2 protein-coding genes are annotated in these 20,568 nt (G+C 69.0%); both read left to right on the top strand.

Annotated features, from left to right (window positions below):
• Positions 1-465: 465 nt before the first annotated feature.
• Entirely contained in the window at positions 466-18,645 is an 18,180-nt protein-coding gene (locus tag NS4_RS02715) for a non-ribosomal peptide synthetase (RefSeq protein ID WP_063057831.1), read from the top strand.
• 730 nt (positions 18,646-19,375) lie between these two features.
• Entirely contained in the window at positions 19,376-20,554 is a 1,179-nt protein-coding gene (locus tag NS4_RS02710; RefSeq protein ID WP_063057830.1) for a cytochrome P450 family protein, read from the top strand.
• The last annotated feature ends 14 nt before the right edge of the window (positions 20,555-20,568 follow it).

Below are 20,568 nucleotides of genomic sequence, written 5' to 3'. Positions count from 1 at the left end.
TTGGTGCAACCGATGACTACCGACATCGTTCGCTTCCCGCTCAGCGACCCCGACATAACTCCGAGCCACATTCGTGACCTGCATGTATCCCAAACCATGAAAGGTAACGATGCGTGCACACGCAGTTCGGACTCCGAAGACGGCAGGCACGCCGGGTGCCGGTTGCGCAGCCACCCGGCCCGCCGAAGAACGGCGGAATATCTCATGTCTTCCGGTGGCTTTCCGATAGATCCGGCCGGATGACAGGTTGAGTCCCGGTTTTTATGACACCGGGTATGGACCGACTCCAATTATTTCTTTTCGGATTCGAAGCGAGACAGGGTGGGCGCTACCGCCTGCCACCACCGATGGGCAAGTCTCGATTTGGCGACATAAATTGTTGTTCCACTGAAATCCCCTGCGCATTTCAGGAGAAATGACCGGCTTAATCGGCCGGTTTCCCCGATGCCGGGAAATGGAGGACAGGTGACCCAGTCCAAGCGCAATATCGACAGCGGTCCGAGCCGGTCGGATTCATCGGAGGTCGACTCCTCCGCAACAGACCACTCGGCTTCGGGTAACGGTTCGGGTGTCACATTCACCGGCCCGCCACGCCGCGACGTCCTCCGGTTGTCGGCCGCCCAGCGAGGGATCTGGTTCGCCCAGCACCTCGCGGGCTCGTCACCGATCTCGGTGGCCCAATACGTCGAGATCGTCGGTGAACTGCAACCCGACCTGCTCCTGGAGGCCTGCCAGGCCGCCGACCGCGAATTCGGTCCCGGGCACCTCCATCTGATCGAGGTCGACGGCGAACCGTGCCAGTACATCGACGAGACCGGATCACCGGCCTCGGTGGTGGACCTGCGCCGCCGTGCCGATCCGGTCGCGACCGCGCATCGCCTCATGGTCGAGGACTATTCGGCGCCACTGGACCTGCTCGGCGACTATCTCATGAAGTGCATCGTGTACCAGGTGGGCGACAACCACTACCTGTGGTATCAGCGCGCGCACCATATCGCCCTGGACGGGTTCGCCGCGGTGACGATGGTGCACCGCATCACCGAGTTGTACAACGCGTGGATACACGGAGACGACGCACCCCCGGCCACCGCGAAAGACCTGGGCGACATCATCGAACAGGATCTCGCGTACCGAGGATCGGAACGCTTCGACAACGACCGCAAGTACTGGACCGAACACCTCGCGGGCGCTCCGCCCGTGGTCAGCCTGGCCGGACGCGTCAGCAAACCCACCATCCACCCCGAACTCGTCAGCGCCCCCTTGCCGGAAGACACTGCGCGACTGCTGGACAGCGTGGTCACCGACCGCGGTACCAGCGTCACCCCGATCGTCGTCGGGGCGTTCGCCGCCTACCTGGCCCGGATGACCGGAAGCGACGAGGTGCTGCTGAGCCTGCCGGTATCGGGCCGGCATTCGGCGGTGCTGCGCCGTTCGGGTGGCATGGTCGCCAATGTGGTGCCGCTGCGCGTGCAGGTCACCGACCGCACCGTCGGGGAGCTGATCGACGCCACCCAGAGCGAACTGACCAGCGCGCTTCGCCGGCAGCGCTACCGCCAGGAAGACATCTTCCACGATATGGGGATCGCCCGGGACGAGGCGGCCTCGTTCGGTCCGGCCGTGAACCTCATGATGGTGGACAACGAAATCGTGCTGGGGGAGACGACCGGTCGTCTCCACGTGCTCACCTCCGGCCCGACCGCCGACCTGTTCGTCAACATCTATCCGGGCGCGGGCCGCGACAGCACCCACATCGATTTCCAGGGCAACCCGGACATCTACAGTGCCGCCGAACTCGCCGGGCATCACCGGCGATTCCTCATGTTCCTGCACGAGTTCCTCGCCGGCGGAACAGAGAACCGGGTCAGCGGGCTGCCGTTGCTCGAAGCACAGGAGCGGGCCGCACTGCTGCCCGTGCGCGGACCCCACGGCACCGGCACTCGGCTGCTGCCCGACATCCTCGCCGAGACCGCCCGCCGTCACCGTCGCGGCACCGCGATCGCCGCGCCCGGCCGCACCGTGACCTACGACGAACTGGACACCGAGTCCTCCCGGTTGGCCCGCCATCTCATCGCTGCGGGGGCCGGGCCGGAAACCGCGGTGGCGATCCTGTTGCGGCGCTCGGTGGAGTCGGTGGTCGCGGCGTGGGCGGTCGCCAAAACGGGGGCCGCCATCGTGCAGGTCGATCCGGAGTATCCGCCCGCCCGTATCGAGCACATGGTCGTCGACAGCGGTGCGGCGGTGGCGATCACCGTCGACGACCACCGGGAACGGCTGCCCCGGCAGGTGCGCCCGGTCGTGCTGGACGATCCCGGCGCCCGGCGGGCATACGAGCCCTACCCGGCCGATCCGATCACCGACGCCGACCGGATCCGCCCACTGCGGCCCGCCGACCTGGCCTATCTCACCTACACGTCGGGATCCACCGGGCTCCCGAAAGGGGTGCAGGTCACCCATACCGGACTGGCGAACCTCATCACCGACCGCGGCGACACCTACGGTATCGACGCGTCAGCCCGCGTATCCTATGCTCTCTCACCCAGTTTCGATGCCTCGCAGGAACAGTTCCTCACCTGCTTCGCCGCCGGCGCCACCCTGGTGATCGTGCCGCCGGAAGTGATCGGCGGCGAACCGCTGACCCGGCTGCTCGCCGAACAACGCGTCACACATCTGACACTGACCCCTGCCGTGCTGGCGACCGTCGACCCCGAGCCGCTCACCGATCTGCGTGTCGTGGTGGTCGGTGGAGACGTGTGCCCGCCACACGTCATCGAACGGTGGACCGGGTCCTGGACGATGTACAACGAATACGGTCCCACCGAGACCACCATCACCGCCGCCGGAGCCCCCATCGAACCCAACCGTGATCTCACCGTCGGCGGACCGATCCGCGGCGTCTCCGCCATGGTGCTGGACCGGGCCTTGCAACCGGTCCCCAAAGGCACCGCCGGCGAACTGTATCTGGCCGGGCCGGGCCTTGCGCGCGGCTACAGTCACCGTTTCGGCGAAACCGCGGCCCGCTTCGTCGCCGGCCCCTACGGCGACCCCGGGGACCGCATGTATCGCACCGGCGACCTCGCGCGCTGGTCCGGTGACGGCGACGAGATGACGCTGGAACTGATGGGACGCAGCGATTTCCAGGTCAAGATCCGCGGCTACCGGATCGAGCCGGGTGAGATCGACGCCGCTCTCACCGGGCATCCCGACGTGGACCTGTCGGTCACCGTGCCGGTGCGCAACAAGGCCGACGCGACTGTGCTCGCCACCTATGTCGTTCCCGTACACGGCCGCCGGATCGACACCGTCGACCTGCAGCGCTACGCCCGCGAAACCCTGCCCCCGCACATGGTTCCCGCGGTGATCCTGCCGCTGGACAGCCTGCCGGTGAACGCGTTCGGCAAACTGGACCGCAAAGCGCTCCCCGAACCCGATTTCGGGACCGCCCCGGCCGGGCGGGCACCGGCCACCCCCCGGGAGAACCTGGTGGCCGGTCTGTTCGCCGAGGTGCTGGGAGTCGCGCAGGCCGGGGCCGACGACAGTTTCTTCGCGCTCGGCGGCGACAGCATCCTGTCGATCCAGCTGGTGGCGCGCGCCAAGGCGGCCGGATTGAGCTTCTCCACCCAGGATGTGTTCGACGCCAAAACCGTCGCAGGGCTGGCCGCCGTGGCGACCGATGCCGCCGACGCGCCGCGGCTGGCCGAACTGCCCGGCGGCGGGGTCGGGCCGATGCCGCTGTCGCCGATCATGCACGCCATGCTCGCCCGCGGGCACTACAACCGGTTCGCGCAGGCCACCCTCGTGCAGCTCCCGGACGACGTCGACCACGCGGATCTGGTCCGCGCCCTACAGGCCGTGCTGGACCGGCACGACATGCTGCGTGCCGTCCTGCGCGGCGCCGAATCACTGGATCGGTTCGTCGACGTCCTCGACCGCGGGACGGTCGACGCCGACACCGCCCTGACAGCGGTGACACTGACCCGGCGCGACGCCGCCGAGGTCGACAGCCACCTGCAGGCGGCCGCGGACCGCCTGGACCCCGCCGACGGGGTACTGCTGCAGGCCGTCCGGCTGCAGGACCCCACCGGCCCCGACCTGCTGTGGCTGGTGATCCACCACCTCGCCGTCGACGCCGTGTCCTGGCGGATCCTGCTCACCGACCTCGCGCAGGCCTGGGCGCAGGTGTCCGAGGGCGGCGAACCACAGTTCCCCGCGCCCAGCACGTCGGTGCGGCGCTGGGCGCACGGCCTGGTCGAACAGGCGCCGGCCCGGCGCGCCACCGAACTCGGCCTGTGGCGCGGTATCCACGAACTGGGTGACCGGCTGCTCGGGCCACGCCGCCTGGACCCCCAACGCGATGTCGTGGCGACGGCGGGCCGCGTCCGGATCCGTATTCCCGCCGATATCACCGAGGCGGTGCTCACCACCGTCCCGGCCCGCTACCACGGCAACGCCAACGACCCGCTGCTGACGGCGCTCGCGCTGGCGCTGGGTGAGTGGCGACGCCGGCGCGGCATGGCCGCCGGCGCGGAACTGATCTCGCTGGAAGGGCACGGCCGCGAGGATCAGGCGGTGCCGGGCGCCGACCTCAGCGCCACGGTGGGCTGGTTCACCACCCGGTTCCCGATCCGGCTGGAACTCCACGATATCGACCCGGAGGAGGCGTTCGCCGGCGGAGCGGCCGCGGGACGCGCCGTCGAGCAGGTAAAAGAGCAGCTGCGGGCGGTGCCGGACAACGGCATCGGCTACGGCATGCTGCGCTGCCTCGACCCACAGGGCAGCACCGAGCTGGGCAGCTCACCGGAACCTCAGATCAGTTTCAACTATCTGGGGCGGGTGGGTGTCCGCGAACATTCGGGGGCGTGGACACCCACCCGTGAGTTCACCTCGTTGACCGCGACGAGCGATCCGCGGATGGCGCTGCCCGCGCTGCTCGATATCAACGCGATCGCCGAACCGGGACCCGACGGCCTCGAACTGGACGCGACCTGGGAATTCGCCGCACAAGTGCTCGACGCCGCCGAGGTCGACGAACTCGCCGGCCTGTGGGTGCGGGCGCTGCGGGCCCTGGCCGGCCATATCCGCTCCGAATCCGCGGGCGGCTTCACCCCTTCGGATTTCCCGCTGGTCACCGTGTCACAGGACGACATCGACCAGTGGCTGCGCGACTACCCGTCGCTGACCGACGTGTGGCCGCTGACCGCACTGCAGGCCGGGTTGCTGTTCCACGCCGTCTACGACCGCGACACCACCGACGGCTACACGGTGCAGGCGGCGCTCACCTTCGCCGGCGAGGTCGACACGGACCGGATGCACCGATCCGCCCAGACACTCGTCGACCGCCACGACAGCCTGCGCACCGCGTTCGTCGAGAGCACCGGCGGCCCCCGCCAGCTCGTGCTCGGCGACACCCGGGCCGACTGGCAGTACTCCGATCTGCGCGAGGCCCCCGACCCCGAGGCGCGCGACCGCGCCTTCCGCGAGCTCGCGGTCGCGGCCACCGCACCGTTCGACCCGGCTCGTCCGCCGCTGCTGCGTTTCCATCTCGTGCGCACCGGCACCGATGAGTACCGGCTGCTGGTCACCAACCATCATCTCGTACTCGACGGCTGGTCGATGCCGCTGCTGATCCACGAACTGCTCGTGCTGTACGCCTCCGGCGACCAGGCCGCCGCACTCGCCCCGCCGCGCTCCTACCGCGACTATCTGCAGTGGCTGCACGACCGGGACCGCGACGCGGCGACCGAGGCGTGGCAGCGGATGCTCGCCGGCGTCGAGAGCCCGACACGGGTCACCGCGCGCCCCGACCGTGCGGTCACCGCGCACAGCGGCGAAACCGGCCGCGCGCTCGACGCCGCGACCACCGCCGCGATACTCGGCCTGGGCCGCACCCACGGAGTCACCGCCAACACCGCCATCCAGGTCGCGTGGGCGCTGCTGCTCACGACACTCACCGGCCGCGCCGATGTGGTGTTCGGGAACACGGTCTCGGAGCGCCCGCCACATATCCAGGGCGTCGAGCACATGGTCGGACTGTTCATCAACACCCTGCCGGTGCGGGTCCGCACGGATCCCCACGAGACCGTCGCCGATCTGCTGACCCGCGTCCAATCCGAACAGGCTTCGATGCTGGCGCACCGGCACATCGGCCTGGCCGAACTCCAGCGGGCCACCGGCATCGCCGACATGTTCGACACGGTGACGGTGCTGGAGTCCTATCCGCTCGACCGCGAAGGACTGTCCCGTGATCTCGGTGCCGCCGGGCTGCGGCTCATCGAAATCGACGCCCAGGACGCCACCCCGTATCCGCTGAGCCTGCAGGTGACCCCGCCGGCGCGAGACGCCTCCGGCACCGAGGAGAACAGCACCTACACGGTGACGTTGCGTTTCGCCACCGACCACTTCGACACCGACACCGCCCGCACGCTGCTCGAACGATTCGAACTGCTGCTGACCCGGCTCGTCACCGACCCGGATCGCCGGATCGCCGCCGTGTCCGCCGCCCGCGACAGCGAACGCGCCGAACTGCGCTCGGTCCGTGGCGCGCCACCGGCCGGGGAACGCACCCTGCACGACATCCTGTCGGCCACCGCGCGCCGCTACCCGGACGCACCGGCCGTCCGTTCCGGTGACACCACCCTGACCTACCGCGAACTCGATCGGCGCGCCGACGCCTTGGCGCATCGGCTCATCGAACGCGGCGCCGCCCCGGAAACATTCGTGGCCCTGGCCCTGCCGCGCTCCGCCGAACTGGCCGTCGCGATCTGGGCGGTGGCCCGCACCGGTGCGGCGTTCGTGCCCCTCGATCCCGCCAACCCGCCCGAACGCCTCGCCGAACTACTGGCCGATTCCCGCAGCACGCTCGGCATCACCGCCGACACGGTCGCCCCGAATCTCCCGACCACGGTGGACTGGCTCATCGCCGACCTCACCGGGCCACCCGAGCCCGGCACCGAACCGGTCACTCCCGCACACCTGCACCCCGGCAACGCCGCCTACCTCATCTACACCTCCGGGTCGACAGGTAAACCGAAAGCGGTGCACATCACTCACCGCGGCCTGGCCGATGTCGTCGCCGCCCAAGCCGAGGCGTTCGCCGCGTCCACCGATTCGACGGTGCTCCAGGTCGCCTCGCCGGGCTTCGACGCCTGTGTCTCCGAACTGCTGCTGGCCCACAGCAGCGGCGCCTGCCTGCTGGTGGCACCGCCGCAGGTGTACGGCGGCAGCGATCTCGAAGAACTGCTGCGCGCCCAGCGCGTCACCCACGCCATCATCACCCCGTCGGTCCTGGGCACCATGGATCCGGCCGGACTGCCCGCACTGGGCACGGTCGCGGTCGTCGGCGAGGCCACCGGAACCGATCTGGTGAACCACTGGGCACCCGGCCGCCGGCTCATGAACCACTACGGGCCGACCGAATGCACCATCTGGGCAACCGGATCCGAGGTGCTGCATCCCGGTGAACCGGTCACCATCGGCGGCCCGATCCGCGGCGTGACGGCCGCGGTGCTCGACATGTGGCTGCGACCGGTACCGCCCGGGGTCGCCGGGGAACTGTATCTCGGCGGGCCCGGCCTGGCCCGCGGCTACTACGACCGCCCGGCCGTCACCGCCTCCCGGTTCGTCGCCGACCCGCACTCGGCTCACGGCGACCGCATGTACCGCACCGGTGACTCGGTGCGGTGGGTGCACGGCCGTACCGGCCCGGAACTGGAATACCTGGGCCGCAGCGACCAGCAGGTCAAGATCCACGGCCTGCGTATAGAACCGGGTGAGGTCGACGCCCACCTGGCCCGCCACCCGGCCGTCGCGCAGGTGGCCACCGTCGCCCAGGACGGCCCGGCCGGAGAACCGGTCCTGGTGTCCTATGTCGTCTCCGCTCCGGGGACCGCCCTCGATGTGGCGGCACTACACGACGACCTCGCCGAGTCGCTGGCCAGCTACATGAATCCCGCCGCGATCGTGGAACTCGACGCGATGCCGCTGACCCCGGTCGGCAAGATCGACCGCGCAGCGCTGCGCCGCCACGTGTTCCGCGCCGAGCAGGCACCCGGCCGGGCGCCGTCCACTCCCGCCGAGCGTGTTCTGGCGCAGCTGTTCACCGAAGTCCTGCATCTGGACACCGTCTCCGCCGACAGCAACTTCTTCGCCCTCGGCGGCGACAGCATCGTCTCGATGCGGCTGGTGGCGCTGGCGCGTTCGGCCGGGCTGACCCTCACTCCGCGCGATGTGTTCGAGGGTAAAACCGTCGCCGCTCTGGCCGCGATGGCCCGGCACGACTCCGACACCACGACCACCGCGGACCTACCGGGGCGCGCGCACCGTATCGAGGACCGCGCCTACCGGCCCGCGGACTTCCCGCTCGTCACCCTCACCCGAGCCGATATCGAGCAACTGGAACAGCGATACGACACCCTGGCCGATGTGTGGCCGCTGTCGCCCATGCAATCCGGCATCCACTTCCACTCCACCTTCGATCCCGCCGCCGCAGACACATACACCGTGCAGACGGTGATCGGCTTCACCGGCCGCGTCGACGGCGACCGCCTGCGGCAGGCCGCGCAGGCGGTGGTCGACCGGCACGACATCCTGCGTGCCGCGTTCGCGCAAACCCCCGCCGGACCGTGCCAGATCGTCCTCGACCACGCCGAAGTGCCGTACCGGGAAGTCGATCTCGCGGCCCGCGGCGACGACCTCACCGCCGAATGGGACCGCATCGCCACCGCCGACGCGGCCGCCGGGTTCGACCTGTCGGCCCCACCCCTGATCCGCTTCACCCTCATCCGCGCCGAATCCGGTGCGGCCCGGCTGCTGATCACCAACCACCATGTCATCCTGGACGGCTGGTCGATGCCGCTGCTGCTACGAGAACTACTCGACTACTACGGCGCGCCCGAACACATCGGCGCCGCCGGCGAAGCCCCCTCCTACCGCGACTACCTGACCTGGCTCACCCGCCAGGACCTCACCGCTTCCAAGGCCGCCTGGGCGCAGGAATACGCGGACGTGGATTCACCCACTCGCGTCGCCCGCGGCACCGGAACGGCCGACGCCGCGGCCGCCGAGGTCACCGCCGAACTACCGGCCGGCCATGTCGCACGCCTGCGGGCCGTGGCCGCCGACGCCGCCGTCACCGTCAACACGGCCGTCGCCGCCGCGTGGGCGCTGAACCTGCGCACCCTCACCGGCGAAACCGACGTGATCTTCGGTTCCGCGGTCTCCGGCCGCCCCCCGGAACTGTCCCGTGTCGATCAGACCCTCGGCATGTTCCTCAACACGATCCCGGTCCGAGTCCGGCTCGACCCGGCGGCATCACTGCGAGAGTTGCTCACACATCTGCAGGACCAGCACGCCCGCATGCTCGACCACCATTACGTCGGGCTCCCCGATATCCACCGCAGCGCCGGGACCACCGAACTGTTCGACACCGCGATCGCCTTCCAGTCCTTCCCCGTGGACCGGCCGGCCCTGCAGCAACTCGTCGAATCCGCGGGCCTGCGCGTGGACGAGATCACCGGCGTCGACGCCACCCCGTACCCGTTGAGTCTCGTCGTCGCACCGAAACAGGACGAGCACGAGACCGGGCAGGGCCTGCACATCACCCTGCGTTTCCTCGACCACTCCTTCGACACCGCGCAGGCGCACGCCATCCTCGACCGATTCGTCGAACTGCTGCATCGCATCGCCCACGACCCGGCCACCCGACTCGCCGAGCTCCCCTCGAACGACGGGCAGGACCCGGTCCTGCCCGCCCCCCGCACGCGGCACCTCCCCGCCACCACCCTCGGCGGGCTGTTCGCCGCCACCGTGGCCGCCGCCCCCGACGCCATCGCGGTCACCTTCGGTTCGCGCGCGCTGACCTACCGGCAGCTCGACGCCCACGCGAACCGCCTCGCCCGGCTGCTGCTGCGCCGCGGCGGCCGCCCCGGAACCCTGGTCGCCGCCGCATTGCCCCGGTCCCTCGACGCGATCGTTACCGCGTGGGCCGCCGCGAAAGCGGGCGCCACGTTCCTGCCGATGGACCCGAACCTGCCCGCCGACCGCATCGAATTCCTCCTGTCGGACTCCGGCGCCACCCTGGGAGTCACCGATGCCGCGTCCCGGCCGCGCCTGCCCGACAACGTCGACTGGCTCATCGTGGACACCGGAATGGAGACCGGCAGCGGCGATCCGGCCCTGTCCGCACCGATCACCGATGCCGAACGCGGCGGACCGATCCACCCGGACCATCCGGCGTATGTGATCTACACCTCCGGATCCACCGGCACCCCCAAGGGTGTTCTGGTGACCCACCGGGCACTCCCCGATGTAATGGCGGCGCAACGCCGGATACTCGGGGCCGGCCCCGCCGCAACCGTCCTGCAGGTCGCCTCACCCAACTTCGACGCCTCGGTGTTCGAACTGCTGATGGCGCACGGCTCCGGCGGCCGGCTGGTCATCGCGCCACCGGACGTGTACGGCGGCCCGGAACTGGCCGCCCTGATGCGGCGTGAGCGCATCACCCACACCCTTTTGACCCCCTCCGCGTTGGCGACCCTCCCACACGAGGGCCTCGGCGAACTCCGGGTGCTCTGCAGCGCCGGCGAACCGGTCGGCCCCGAACTCGTCGAGCGGTGGGCGCCCAACCGCGCCATGGTCAACCTCTACGGTCCCAGCGAAACCACGATTTGGGCCACCTCGAACGCCGCACTCACCCCGGGCGAACCGATCACCATCGGCGGACCGAGCGGACCGGTTTCGGCCGTGGTCCTCGACACCTGGCTGCGGCCGGTGCCGGCCGGGGTCGCGGGCGAACTGTACCTGTTCGGACCCGGCCTGGCCGACTCCTACATCGGCCGCGCCGGACTGAGCGCCGCCCGCTTCACGGCCTGCCCGTTCGACGAACCCGGTCACCGCATGTACCGCACCGGCGATATCGTGCGCCGCACCGACACCGATGACCTGGAATTCCTGGGACGCAACGATTTCCAGATAAAGATCCGCGGCAACCGGATCGAACTGGGGGAGATCGACGCCGTCCTCGGCGCGCGCCCGGATGTGGCGTTCGCGGTGACGGTGCCCCGCACCACCGAGGACCGGCCGGCAGTGCTCGTGTCCTATGTGGTGCCCACCGCCGGCCACACCGTGTCCGGCGAGGACCTGACCGCCGGCCTGGCCGAAGCCCTACCCGCCTACATGGTGCCCGCCGCGGTCCTCGTCCTCGACGAACTCCCACTGACCTCCAACGGAAAACTGGACCGCACCCGCCTACCGGACCCGGTCTTCGCCACCCAGGAATACCGCGCACCCTCGACACCGGCGGAAACGGTGGTCGCCGAAGCCTTCCACCATGTGCTCGGCATCGCCCGGGTGGGCGCCGACGACAACTTCTTCGAACTCGGCGGCGACTCGCTCAGCGCCTCCCTGGCCGTGGCGCGCGTCGGAGCCGCCCTCGGTGTGCGAGTTCCGGTGCGGTCGATGTTCGAAACACCCACCGTCGCAGGACTCGCCGCCCACGTGGAAACCCTCACCGGCGGCGACCGGATACCCCTCACCGCCGGAGCGCGCCCCGACCCCATCCCGTTGTCGCTGGCACAGCAGCGGATGTGGTTCCTCAACCGCTTCGAACCCGACTCCGCCGCCTACAACATCCCGGTGATGCTGCGACTGACCGGCGACCTGGACACCGAAGCCCTCGCCACCGCCCTGCGCGACGTCGCCGGACGCCACGAAGTGCTGCGCACCATCTACCCCGAAACCGCCGGCGAACCCGAGCAGGTGATCCTCGACGAACCCGAGATCACCCTGGAACCCGTACACATCGCACCGTCCCTGATCCCCGACGTGGTCGGCGAATTCATGCGCCGCGGCTTCGACGTCACCGTGCAGGTGCCGATGCGTGTCGAACTGTTCGCCCTCGACACCGACGGTCACACCGCGGAATACCTGCTGGTCCTGGTCGTGCACCATATCGCCGGCGACGGCCAGTCCATGGGCCCGCTGGCCCGCGACGTGATGCGCGCCTACGCCGCCCGCACCGCCGGCCATGCGCCGCTGTGGGAACCCCTGCCGGTGCAGTACGCCGACTTCGCACTGTGGCAGCGCCGGACCCTGGGCTCCGCGCAGGACCCCGCCTCGCTCATGTCGGCGCAACTGGAGTACTGGCGCACCACACTGGCCGGCGCACCCGACCGGCTCGACCTACCGGCCGACCGGCCCCGCCCCGCGGTCGCATCCCTGGCCGGTGGCCGCGTCCCGCTCGATATCGGCGCCGATCTACACGGCAAACTGACCGAACTGGCCCGCTCCCGCGGCACCTCCCTGTTCATGGTCCTGCACGCTGCCCTGGCAGCGGTACTGGGCCGTCTGAGCAGCAGCGACGATGTGGTCATCGGCACCCCTGTCGCCGGCCGCGGCGAACCCGGACTCGACGACCTCGTCGGCATGTTCGTCAACACCCTGGTGCTGCGCACTCCCATCCACGCCGGCGAACCCTTCACCGACCTGCTGACACGCACGAAGGAAACCGATCTGCAGGCCTTCGAACACGCTGACGTACCGTTCGAACGGGTCGTGGAAGAACTGAAACCGGAACGTTCCGCCGACCGGCATCCGCTGTTCCAGATCGCGCTGGCGTTCCAGAACCTGTCCACGGTCGACGTGGCGCTCCCCGACGTCACCGTGTCCCGCGCCGACGTCGACACCGGCATGTGCCAATTCGACCTGCAACTCGTCGTCTCCGACAACTACGGCACCGGCGGCGCGGCACAGGGCATCTCCGGCATGCTGATCTTCGCCCGCGACCTGTTCGACGAAGCGACGGTCGCCGGGTTCGCCCAGCGACTGATCCGGGTCCTGGAAGCCGTCGCCGCCGATCCGGCGACACCGGTCGGCGATCTCGACTGGCTCGACACCGACGAACACACCGCGCTCGTCTCCCAGGTCGGACCGCGCCTCGAAGGCGCACCCGCCCTGCTACCGGACGCGTTCGCCGCCGCCGTCCGCGACAACGGCGACGGTCTCGCCCTCGTCGCCGGCGACACCGCACTCACCTACACCGAACTCGACCTTCGATCCAACCGGCTGGCCCGCGCACTCGTCCGGCACGGCGCCGCACCGGAGAACCCGGTACTCGTCGCCGCCACCCGGTCGGTGGCCTCGGTGATCATGTGGTGGGCGGTCGTGAAATCCGGCGCCACCTATGTGCCGGTGGACCCCCGCTACCCGGCGAGCCGCATCGAACAGATGGTGTCCGACTCCGGCGCCGCACTCGGCGTCACAGTCGCCGCGGCGCGACCCGAACTACCCGACTCCGTGAACTGGCTCGTCCTCGACGACGACACCGTCGCCGCGCACATCGACACCCTGTCCGGCGACCCCGTCACCGACGACGACCGGCGCGCACCACTGCGGGCCACCGATACCGCCTACATCATCTTCACCTCCGGCTCCACCGGCGTACCCAAGGGTGTCGCCGTCGAGCATCGCGCCATCGCCGACTTCCTCGCCGCCCAGCACGCGGCCCACCACACCGGCCACACCTCCCGCGTCCTGCACTTCGCTTCCCCGTCCTTCGACGCCTCCCTGCTGGAGATCATGCTCGCGACCGGCGGCGCCTCCACCCTCGTCCTCGCCCCGGCCGGAATGTACGGCGGCAGCGAACTCGCCGACCTACTGCGCACCCAGCACGTCACCCACGCCTTCGTGACCCCCGTCGCGCTGGCCTCCCTCGACCCCGCCGGCCTCGACGATCTGCAGGTCGTCATGTCCGGCGGTGAGGAAGTGCCCTCGGATCTGGTGAACCGGTGGGCCGGCACCGACCGCGCCGGCACCCGCGAATTCCGGGTGCTGTACGGGCCGACCGAAACCTCGGTCGTGGCCACCGCCGCCCCCCACATGCTTCCCGGCGACCGGGTCCGGATCGGCGCCCCCCGCGCGGGTATGCGAGCCCTCGTCCTGGACTCCCGGCTGCGACCGGTACCGGTCGGAGTGGCCGCGGAGCTGTACCTGGCCGGTCCCGGCCTGGCACGCGGCTACCTGAACAGGACCGCGACCAGCGCCGCCCGGTTCGTCGCCTGCCCCTACGGCGAACCCGGGCAACGTATGTACCGCACCGGTGACGTCGTGCGCTGGACCGCCGACCACGACCTCGAATTCGTCGGACGCAACGACTTCCAGATCAAGGTCCGCGGCTTCCGGGTCGAACTCGGCGAAATCGACGCCGTCCTCAGCGCACGCGAGGACGTATCGTTCGCGGTCACCGTGCCACGCCGCGAAGGCGCGGGACCCGTACTGCTGGTGTCGTATGTGGTCCCGACGCCGGGCGCGAGTATCTCCAGTGAAGAACTCGTCACCGCGGTCGCCGCGACACTGCCGTCCTACATGGTGCCCGCCGCGGTGATGGTGCTCGACGCGATACCGCTGTCACCGAACGGGAAACTCGACCGCAAAGCACTGCCGGCGCCGGTCCTGCAGGCCAGGCAGTTCCGGGCGCCGTCCTCACCGGTCGAAGAGATCGTGGCCGGAGTGTACGCCGAAGTGCTCGGCACCGACGGCCCCGTCGGCGCCGACGACGACTTCTTCGAACTGGGCGGCAACAGCCTGATCGCCACCCGTGTCGCCGCCCGCATCGGCGCCGCACTCGACGCGTCCGTGCCCGTCGCGATGATCTTCGAAGCACCCACCGTCGCGAAACTCGCCGCCCGCGCCGAATCGCACACCGACACCGGCCGCATCGCGCTCACCGCCCAACCCCGCCCCGAGCACGTCCCGCTGTCCTATGCGCAGCAGCGGATGTGGTTCCTGAACCGGTTCGAACCCGACTCCGCCGCCTACAGCATCCCGATCGTCATCCGGCTCACCGGGCAACTCGACATCGACGCCCTGCACGCCGCGGTCGACGATGTGATGACCCGCCACGAAGTACTGCGGACCGTCTACCCGCACCACGACGGCGAACCCGCACAGGTCGTACTGCCCGCCGAAGAAGCCGTACCGCCCATGGCCGTCGCCCGCGTCGACCGATCCGAACTGGTGGACCGGCTCTCCACCTTCGTCTCCACGGTGTTCGACCTCACCACCGAGGTACCGTTCCGGGTGCGGCTGTACGAACTCGACCACGGCGAGTGGATCCTGGCCGTGGTACTGCACCACATCTCCGGCGACGGATCATCGCTGGCCCCGCTGGCCCGCGACATGATGGCCGCCTACTCGGCCCGGCTGCACCACGAACCCCCCGCCTGGCCGCCGCTGTCGGTGCAGTACGCCGACTACGCCATCTGGCAGCACACCGTACTGGGCACCGAGCACGACACCGATTCGCTACTGCACGCCCAGATCGACTATTGGACCGGGCAGCTCGCCGACCTGCCCGCCCTGCTCGAACTGCCCACCGACCGGCCACGTCCGCCCGCCCCGACCTACGCGGGCGCCAACATGCCGATCGAACTCGACGCCGAACTCCACGCGAAACTGGAGCGAGTCGCCCGCGCCCACAACACCACCCTGTTCATGGTCTTCCACGCGGCATTGGCCGCCACTCTGGCCCGGCTCGCGCACACCGACGATATCGCGATCGGCACCCCCTACGCGGGCCGCGGCGAACCCGAACTCGACGACCTCGTCGGCATGTTCGTCAATACCCTCGTACTCCGCACCCGGCTCACCGCGGGAATGTCGTTCACCCAACTGCTCGAACACGTACGCGCAACCGACCTGGCCGCGTTCGGGCACGCCGACGTCCCCTTCGAACGGCTAGTCCAGGAACTCAACCCGGTACGCACCCCCGCGCACCACCCGCTGTTCCAGGTGATGCTGGCCTTCCAGAACCTCACGACCACCGACTTCGAACTACCGGGACTGTCGGTGTCGGCCGTCGAAGCCGACACCGGAACCTCCCTGTTCGATCTGCAGGTCACCGTCTCCGACACCTACGACGACGCCGGCACACCGACCGGTATCAGCGGCGGAATCACCTATGCCACCGACCTGTTCGACAAAGCGACCGCCACCGGCATCGTCGACCGCCTGCTGCGCGTACTCGACGCGATGGCCACCGACCCCACCCGGCCCGTCCACGACGTCGACCTGCTCGACCCCACCGAACGCGACGCCGAACTGATCTGGTGCAACACCACCGCCTACCAACTCGCACAGGGCGAAACACTCGCCTCCGCAGTCACCGCATCGGTCCACAGGCACGCCGACCTGCCCGCCGTGACCACCGCGGACGAGACGCTCACCTACGCGCAGTTCGCGTCCCGCGTCAACCGCCTCGCCCGGCTGCTGATCACCCGCGGCGTCGGTCCCGAAACCCTGGTGGCGCTGCGGATGCCGCGCTCGCTGGACCAGGTCACCGCGATGTACGCGGTACACGCCGCCGGCGGCGGATACGTCCCGATCGACCCCGACCACCCGGCCGAACGCATCGACTACATGCTGGCCACCGCGAACCCCGTCGCCGTCCTGTCCACCCTCGACGACCTCGATCTCACCGGCTTCGACGACGGACCCGTCACCGACCGCGAACGCCTCGCGCCGCTGCGGCCGGAGAACATCGCCTACGTCCTGTTCACCTCCGGCTCCACCGGACGACCCAAAGGGGTCGCGGTATCGCACCGCGCGGCGCTCAACCAACTGCGCTGGATCGTCGGAGCCCACTCCCTGACCCCGGACGATGTGGTGCTGCAGAAGACCCCCGCCACCTTCGACGTCTCGGTGTGGGAACTGTTCGCCACCCTGATGGCCGGCGCCCGGATGATCATCGCGCAACCGTACGGGCACAGCGACCCCGCCTACCTCGCAGACACCATCGCCGCCCACCGGGTCACCCTCACCTCCTTCGTACCCTCCATGCTGGCCGCGTTCGCCGACACAGCCCCCGCCTCGTCCCTGACCTCGCTGCGGGCGCTACTCGTCGGTGGTGAGGCCTTCGGTCAGGACGTGGTATCCGCCGCCCGCCGGGTGATGCCCGACACCGAACTGCACAACCTGTACGGGCCGACCGAATTCACCCTGCACGCCACCGAACATCTGGTCACCGACGCCGACCACGGCAACGTCCCCATGGGCACACCGGTCTGGAACGTCCGCGCCTACGTCCTCGACAGCCGGCTGCAACCCGCACCGCCCGGAGTGGCAGGGGACCTGTACCTGGCCGGTGATCAGATCGCCCGCGGCTACCAGAATCGTCCCGGCCTCACCGCGGAACGATTCGTCGCCGACCCGTTCACCCCGGGTGAACGGCTCTACCGCACCGGTGACCTGGCACGACGCCTCCCCAACGGAGAACTGGAATACCTCGGCCGCACGGACTCCCAGGTGAAACTGCGCGGTCTGCGTATCGAACTCGGCGAGATCGAGGCAGTGCTGGCCGAACACGACAGCGTCGCCCGCGCGATCGTCACCGTGCACACGGCCGCGGCCGGGGACCGGCTCGTCGCCTACCTCGTCCCCACCACCGGCGCCACCCTCGACACCGCCGCGGTCCTCGCCCACGCCGCCACCGAACTGCCCGGCTACATGGTGCCCGGCACCGTCATGGTGCTCGACACCGTGCCGTTCACACCCTCGGGCAAACTCGACCGCGCGCGCCTGCCCGAACCGGAGTTCGCGGCCGGTGAATACCGGGAACCGGCGTCCTGGCTGGAGAACGAAGTGGCCCGCGCGTACGAGCACGTACTCGGTGTGGAGCGCGTCGGGGCCGACGACGATTTCTATGCCCTCGGCGGTAACTCGCTGCGGTCGGTGCAAGTGGTCAGCGAACTGAAGAAGGAACTCGACTACGACGTTCCGGTCAGCTGGATCCTGTCCGCTCCCAGCCCGGCCGACCTGGCCGCACGCATCGAATCGGGGATGCGCTCCGGCGATACCCACCCCGACGCGGTCGCCGCCTTCGGTTTCGATGTTCTGCTGCCGATCCGGGCCGGCGGTGACCTGCCACCACTGTTCTGCATCCATCCCGCCTCGGGTCTGGCCTGGAGCTACCGTCCGTTCGCCGAGTACCTGACACCCGGTCGGCCGATCTACGGCATCCAGGCGCCCCAGATCGGCGGCGAAGTCCCCGGGCCGGCCACCATCGAGGAAACCGCCCGCCGGTACTTCGCCGAGATCCGGGCCGTCCAGCCCCACGGGCCCTACCATCTGCTCGGCTGGTCGCTGGGCGGTCAGATCGCGCACGCGATCGCCGTCGAGATGCGGGCAGCGGGGGAGGAGGTCGCATTGCTGGCACTGCTGGACGCCGAAGCCGCCAACATCGACCCCGCGGAGGTCGTCACGGTCACCGCCGGAGAACTGATCAGCAACCTCGGCCCGGTCCTGGGCATCGACTTCGTGGACCAGGACGCTACCCCGCAGGAGGCGGCAGACCTCATCAGGCGGCACCTCGGCGAAGGCTTCCCGGTCGACGCCGACATGATCGAGCGGATGACCGACGCCTACAACCAGTCCATGCGGGCGGCGAGCATCTGGCGGCCACAGGTTCTCGACGGTGACCTGCTGTACTTCACGGCGACGGTGGATCGCCGTCCCGACGCCACCGGCTGGGCGGGGTGGGCGCCGGTCGTCGGCGGGCAGATCACGAATATCGATATCGATGCGGCCCACCTGGCCATGACCGAGCCGGCGGCGGCCGAGGAGATCGCTCGGATCCTCGACGAACGGCTCCATCGATGAATCCGTGGACAACACCGACCGTTACCTACGGTAATTCTCGGCCAAGCAAGGCGCCGCCGGACCTCGACCGCATAGACAGCCGAATCACTTTCGGGACAGGCGCCCGCCACGCGGGCCGCCCGGTGAGTCGAAGTGCCGGACCGCCCGTAGACGCGACCCGCTCGGCGCGAGGCCGGGCTGCCTGGTTCGATCAGCCGCATCGCCCCGCGCTGTCGACATGCTCGGTCAACTGCCGCAGAGAGATGTGGGATGCTGTTCCAAGGCCTACCGTTGGCCGGAACCGGTTGGGCTGCAAGTAGAATCAACAATTCCGGTTGTCGAGCGCTGCCGCTGCCGCGGATGATGACAGTGAGTATGATCAGCCGACGTGGAACCTGATATGCGCGAAAGCCTTGGCGTGAGAAACCGGCCGGGCTCGGCGTTGACATTTATCTCACCGCGTAGGAACGCAGGCGTCGTCACTCCATCGGGATCCTCTCGGTTTCCGTAGCGAGCTGCGCTCCTGCCGCACTCCGGTCGCGCAGGTGTAGGGATATACGGTCCATACCGTTTGCTGACGTGTCCCTATGTTGCTCTCGGCCGGCGCAGTCGGTTCCCCGGCAAATCAGCATGTTCGTATTCCTGTTACGCATTTGGGAGTCACCCATTGACCACGCCTTTCGAACCACCGTATCGGCAACCCCGGCACGCAGCTCCACAACCGCCACGATCTGTCCCGCCACGTTTCCCGATGTGGGAGAAAGATTTCGCGAACCGCCCGCACGACGCCTATCGGGAGATGCGTCGCGTTCACCCTTCCTTGGCACCGGTGGAAGTGTCGCCCGGTGTCCCGGCCACGCTCGTGATCGGCTATCGCACAGCGGTGCACATCGGCAACGATGCCGCCCATTTTCCGGCCGATCCGCGAACATGGGAGCGAGACATCCCCGATTCGTGCCCGGTGAAGTCGATGATGCAGTATCGCCCGAATGCTCTTCGTAGCGCAGGCGCAGAACACCGGCGCTACCGCGACGCCAGCGTGGCCAGCATCGACAGAATCAACCTGTACAACCTGCACGAAGAGATCGAGGACATCGCTCTCCGGGCAGTCAACGAGTTCTGCGAGCTCGGATCCGCCGACCTGGTCAATCAGTACGCTGTTCCTGTCACCTTCGCCTACCTCAACCGAATGGTCGGTTGCCCCACGGACCTCGGCGACCGCGTCAAACAGGGCATGGCGCTGATGTTCGAAGGCGATCCGAGCGGCAAAGGCAACGCGCTGTTCGTCAACGCGCTGTCGGATCTGATTCGTCTGAAGCAGGAGGAGCCCGGCGACGACGTCACCACGAGACTGATTCGCCATGAGGCCGGCCTGAGCCCCGAGGAGCTCGTGCATCAGCTGGTCACTATCTACGGCGCGGGGATCGAACCGTTGGCCAACCTGATCGGCAATACTCTGCTGCTGATCATGAGGGACGATCGGTTCCACGGAGACAACGCGCTGACGACGACTGACGCGCTCAACGAGCTGCTGTTCAAGGACCCGCCGCTGGCGAATTTCCTCATCACCTATCCACCGCAACCCATCCTCATCGACGAGGTCTGGTTGCCCGCACACCAACCAGTCGTCACCAGCCTGTCGGCGTGTAACAACGACCCGGAGATCGCCGGCGAGTTCACGGACAATCGTTCGCATTTGGCATGGGGCACCGGCCCGCACGCCTGCCCAGCTCAGCAGGTCGCATACGCGGTGGCGAAAAACGCGATTGATCAGCTCCTCGACAAGCTGCCCGATATCGGGCTGGCTCGCCCGGCCGATGACTTGGGCTACCGGCCGGGGCCATTCCATCGCTCACTGGCCGAGCTGCCTGTCGTGTTCGAACCGGTCCGGCGTTTCGCGCCCGTGCCTGCTCCGGCCGGTCGATTCTGAAAACCGGGTCGGCT

The organism is Nocardia sienata NBRC 100364 (assembly GCF_001613205.1).
Lineage (GTDB): Bacteria > Actinomycetota > Actinomycetes > Mycobacteriales > Mycobacteriaceae > Nocardia > Nocardia sienata.
The sequence above is the reverse complement of the archived record's forward strand: the minus strand, read 5'-3'. Positions and strand labels throughout refer to the sequence as shown.

Coding starts and splice junctions, on each gene's coding strand:
- NS4_RS02710 (WP_063057830.1), top strand. CDS start 19,376: ATGTGGGAGAAAGATTTCGCGAACCGCCCGCACGACGCCTATCGGGAG.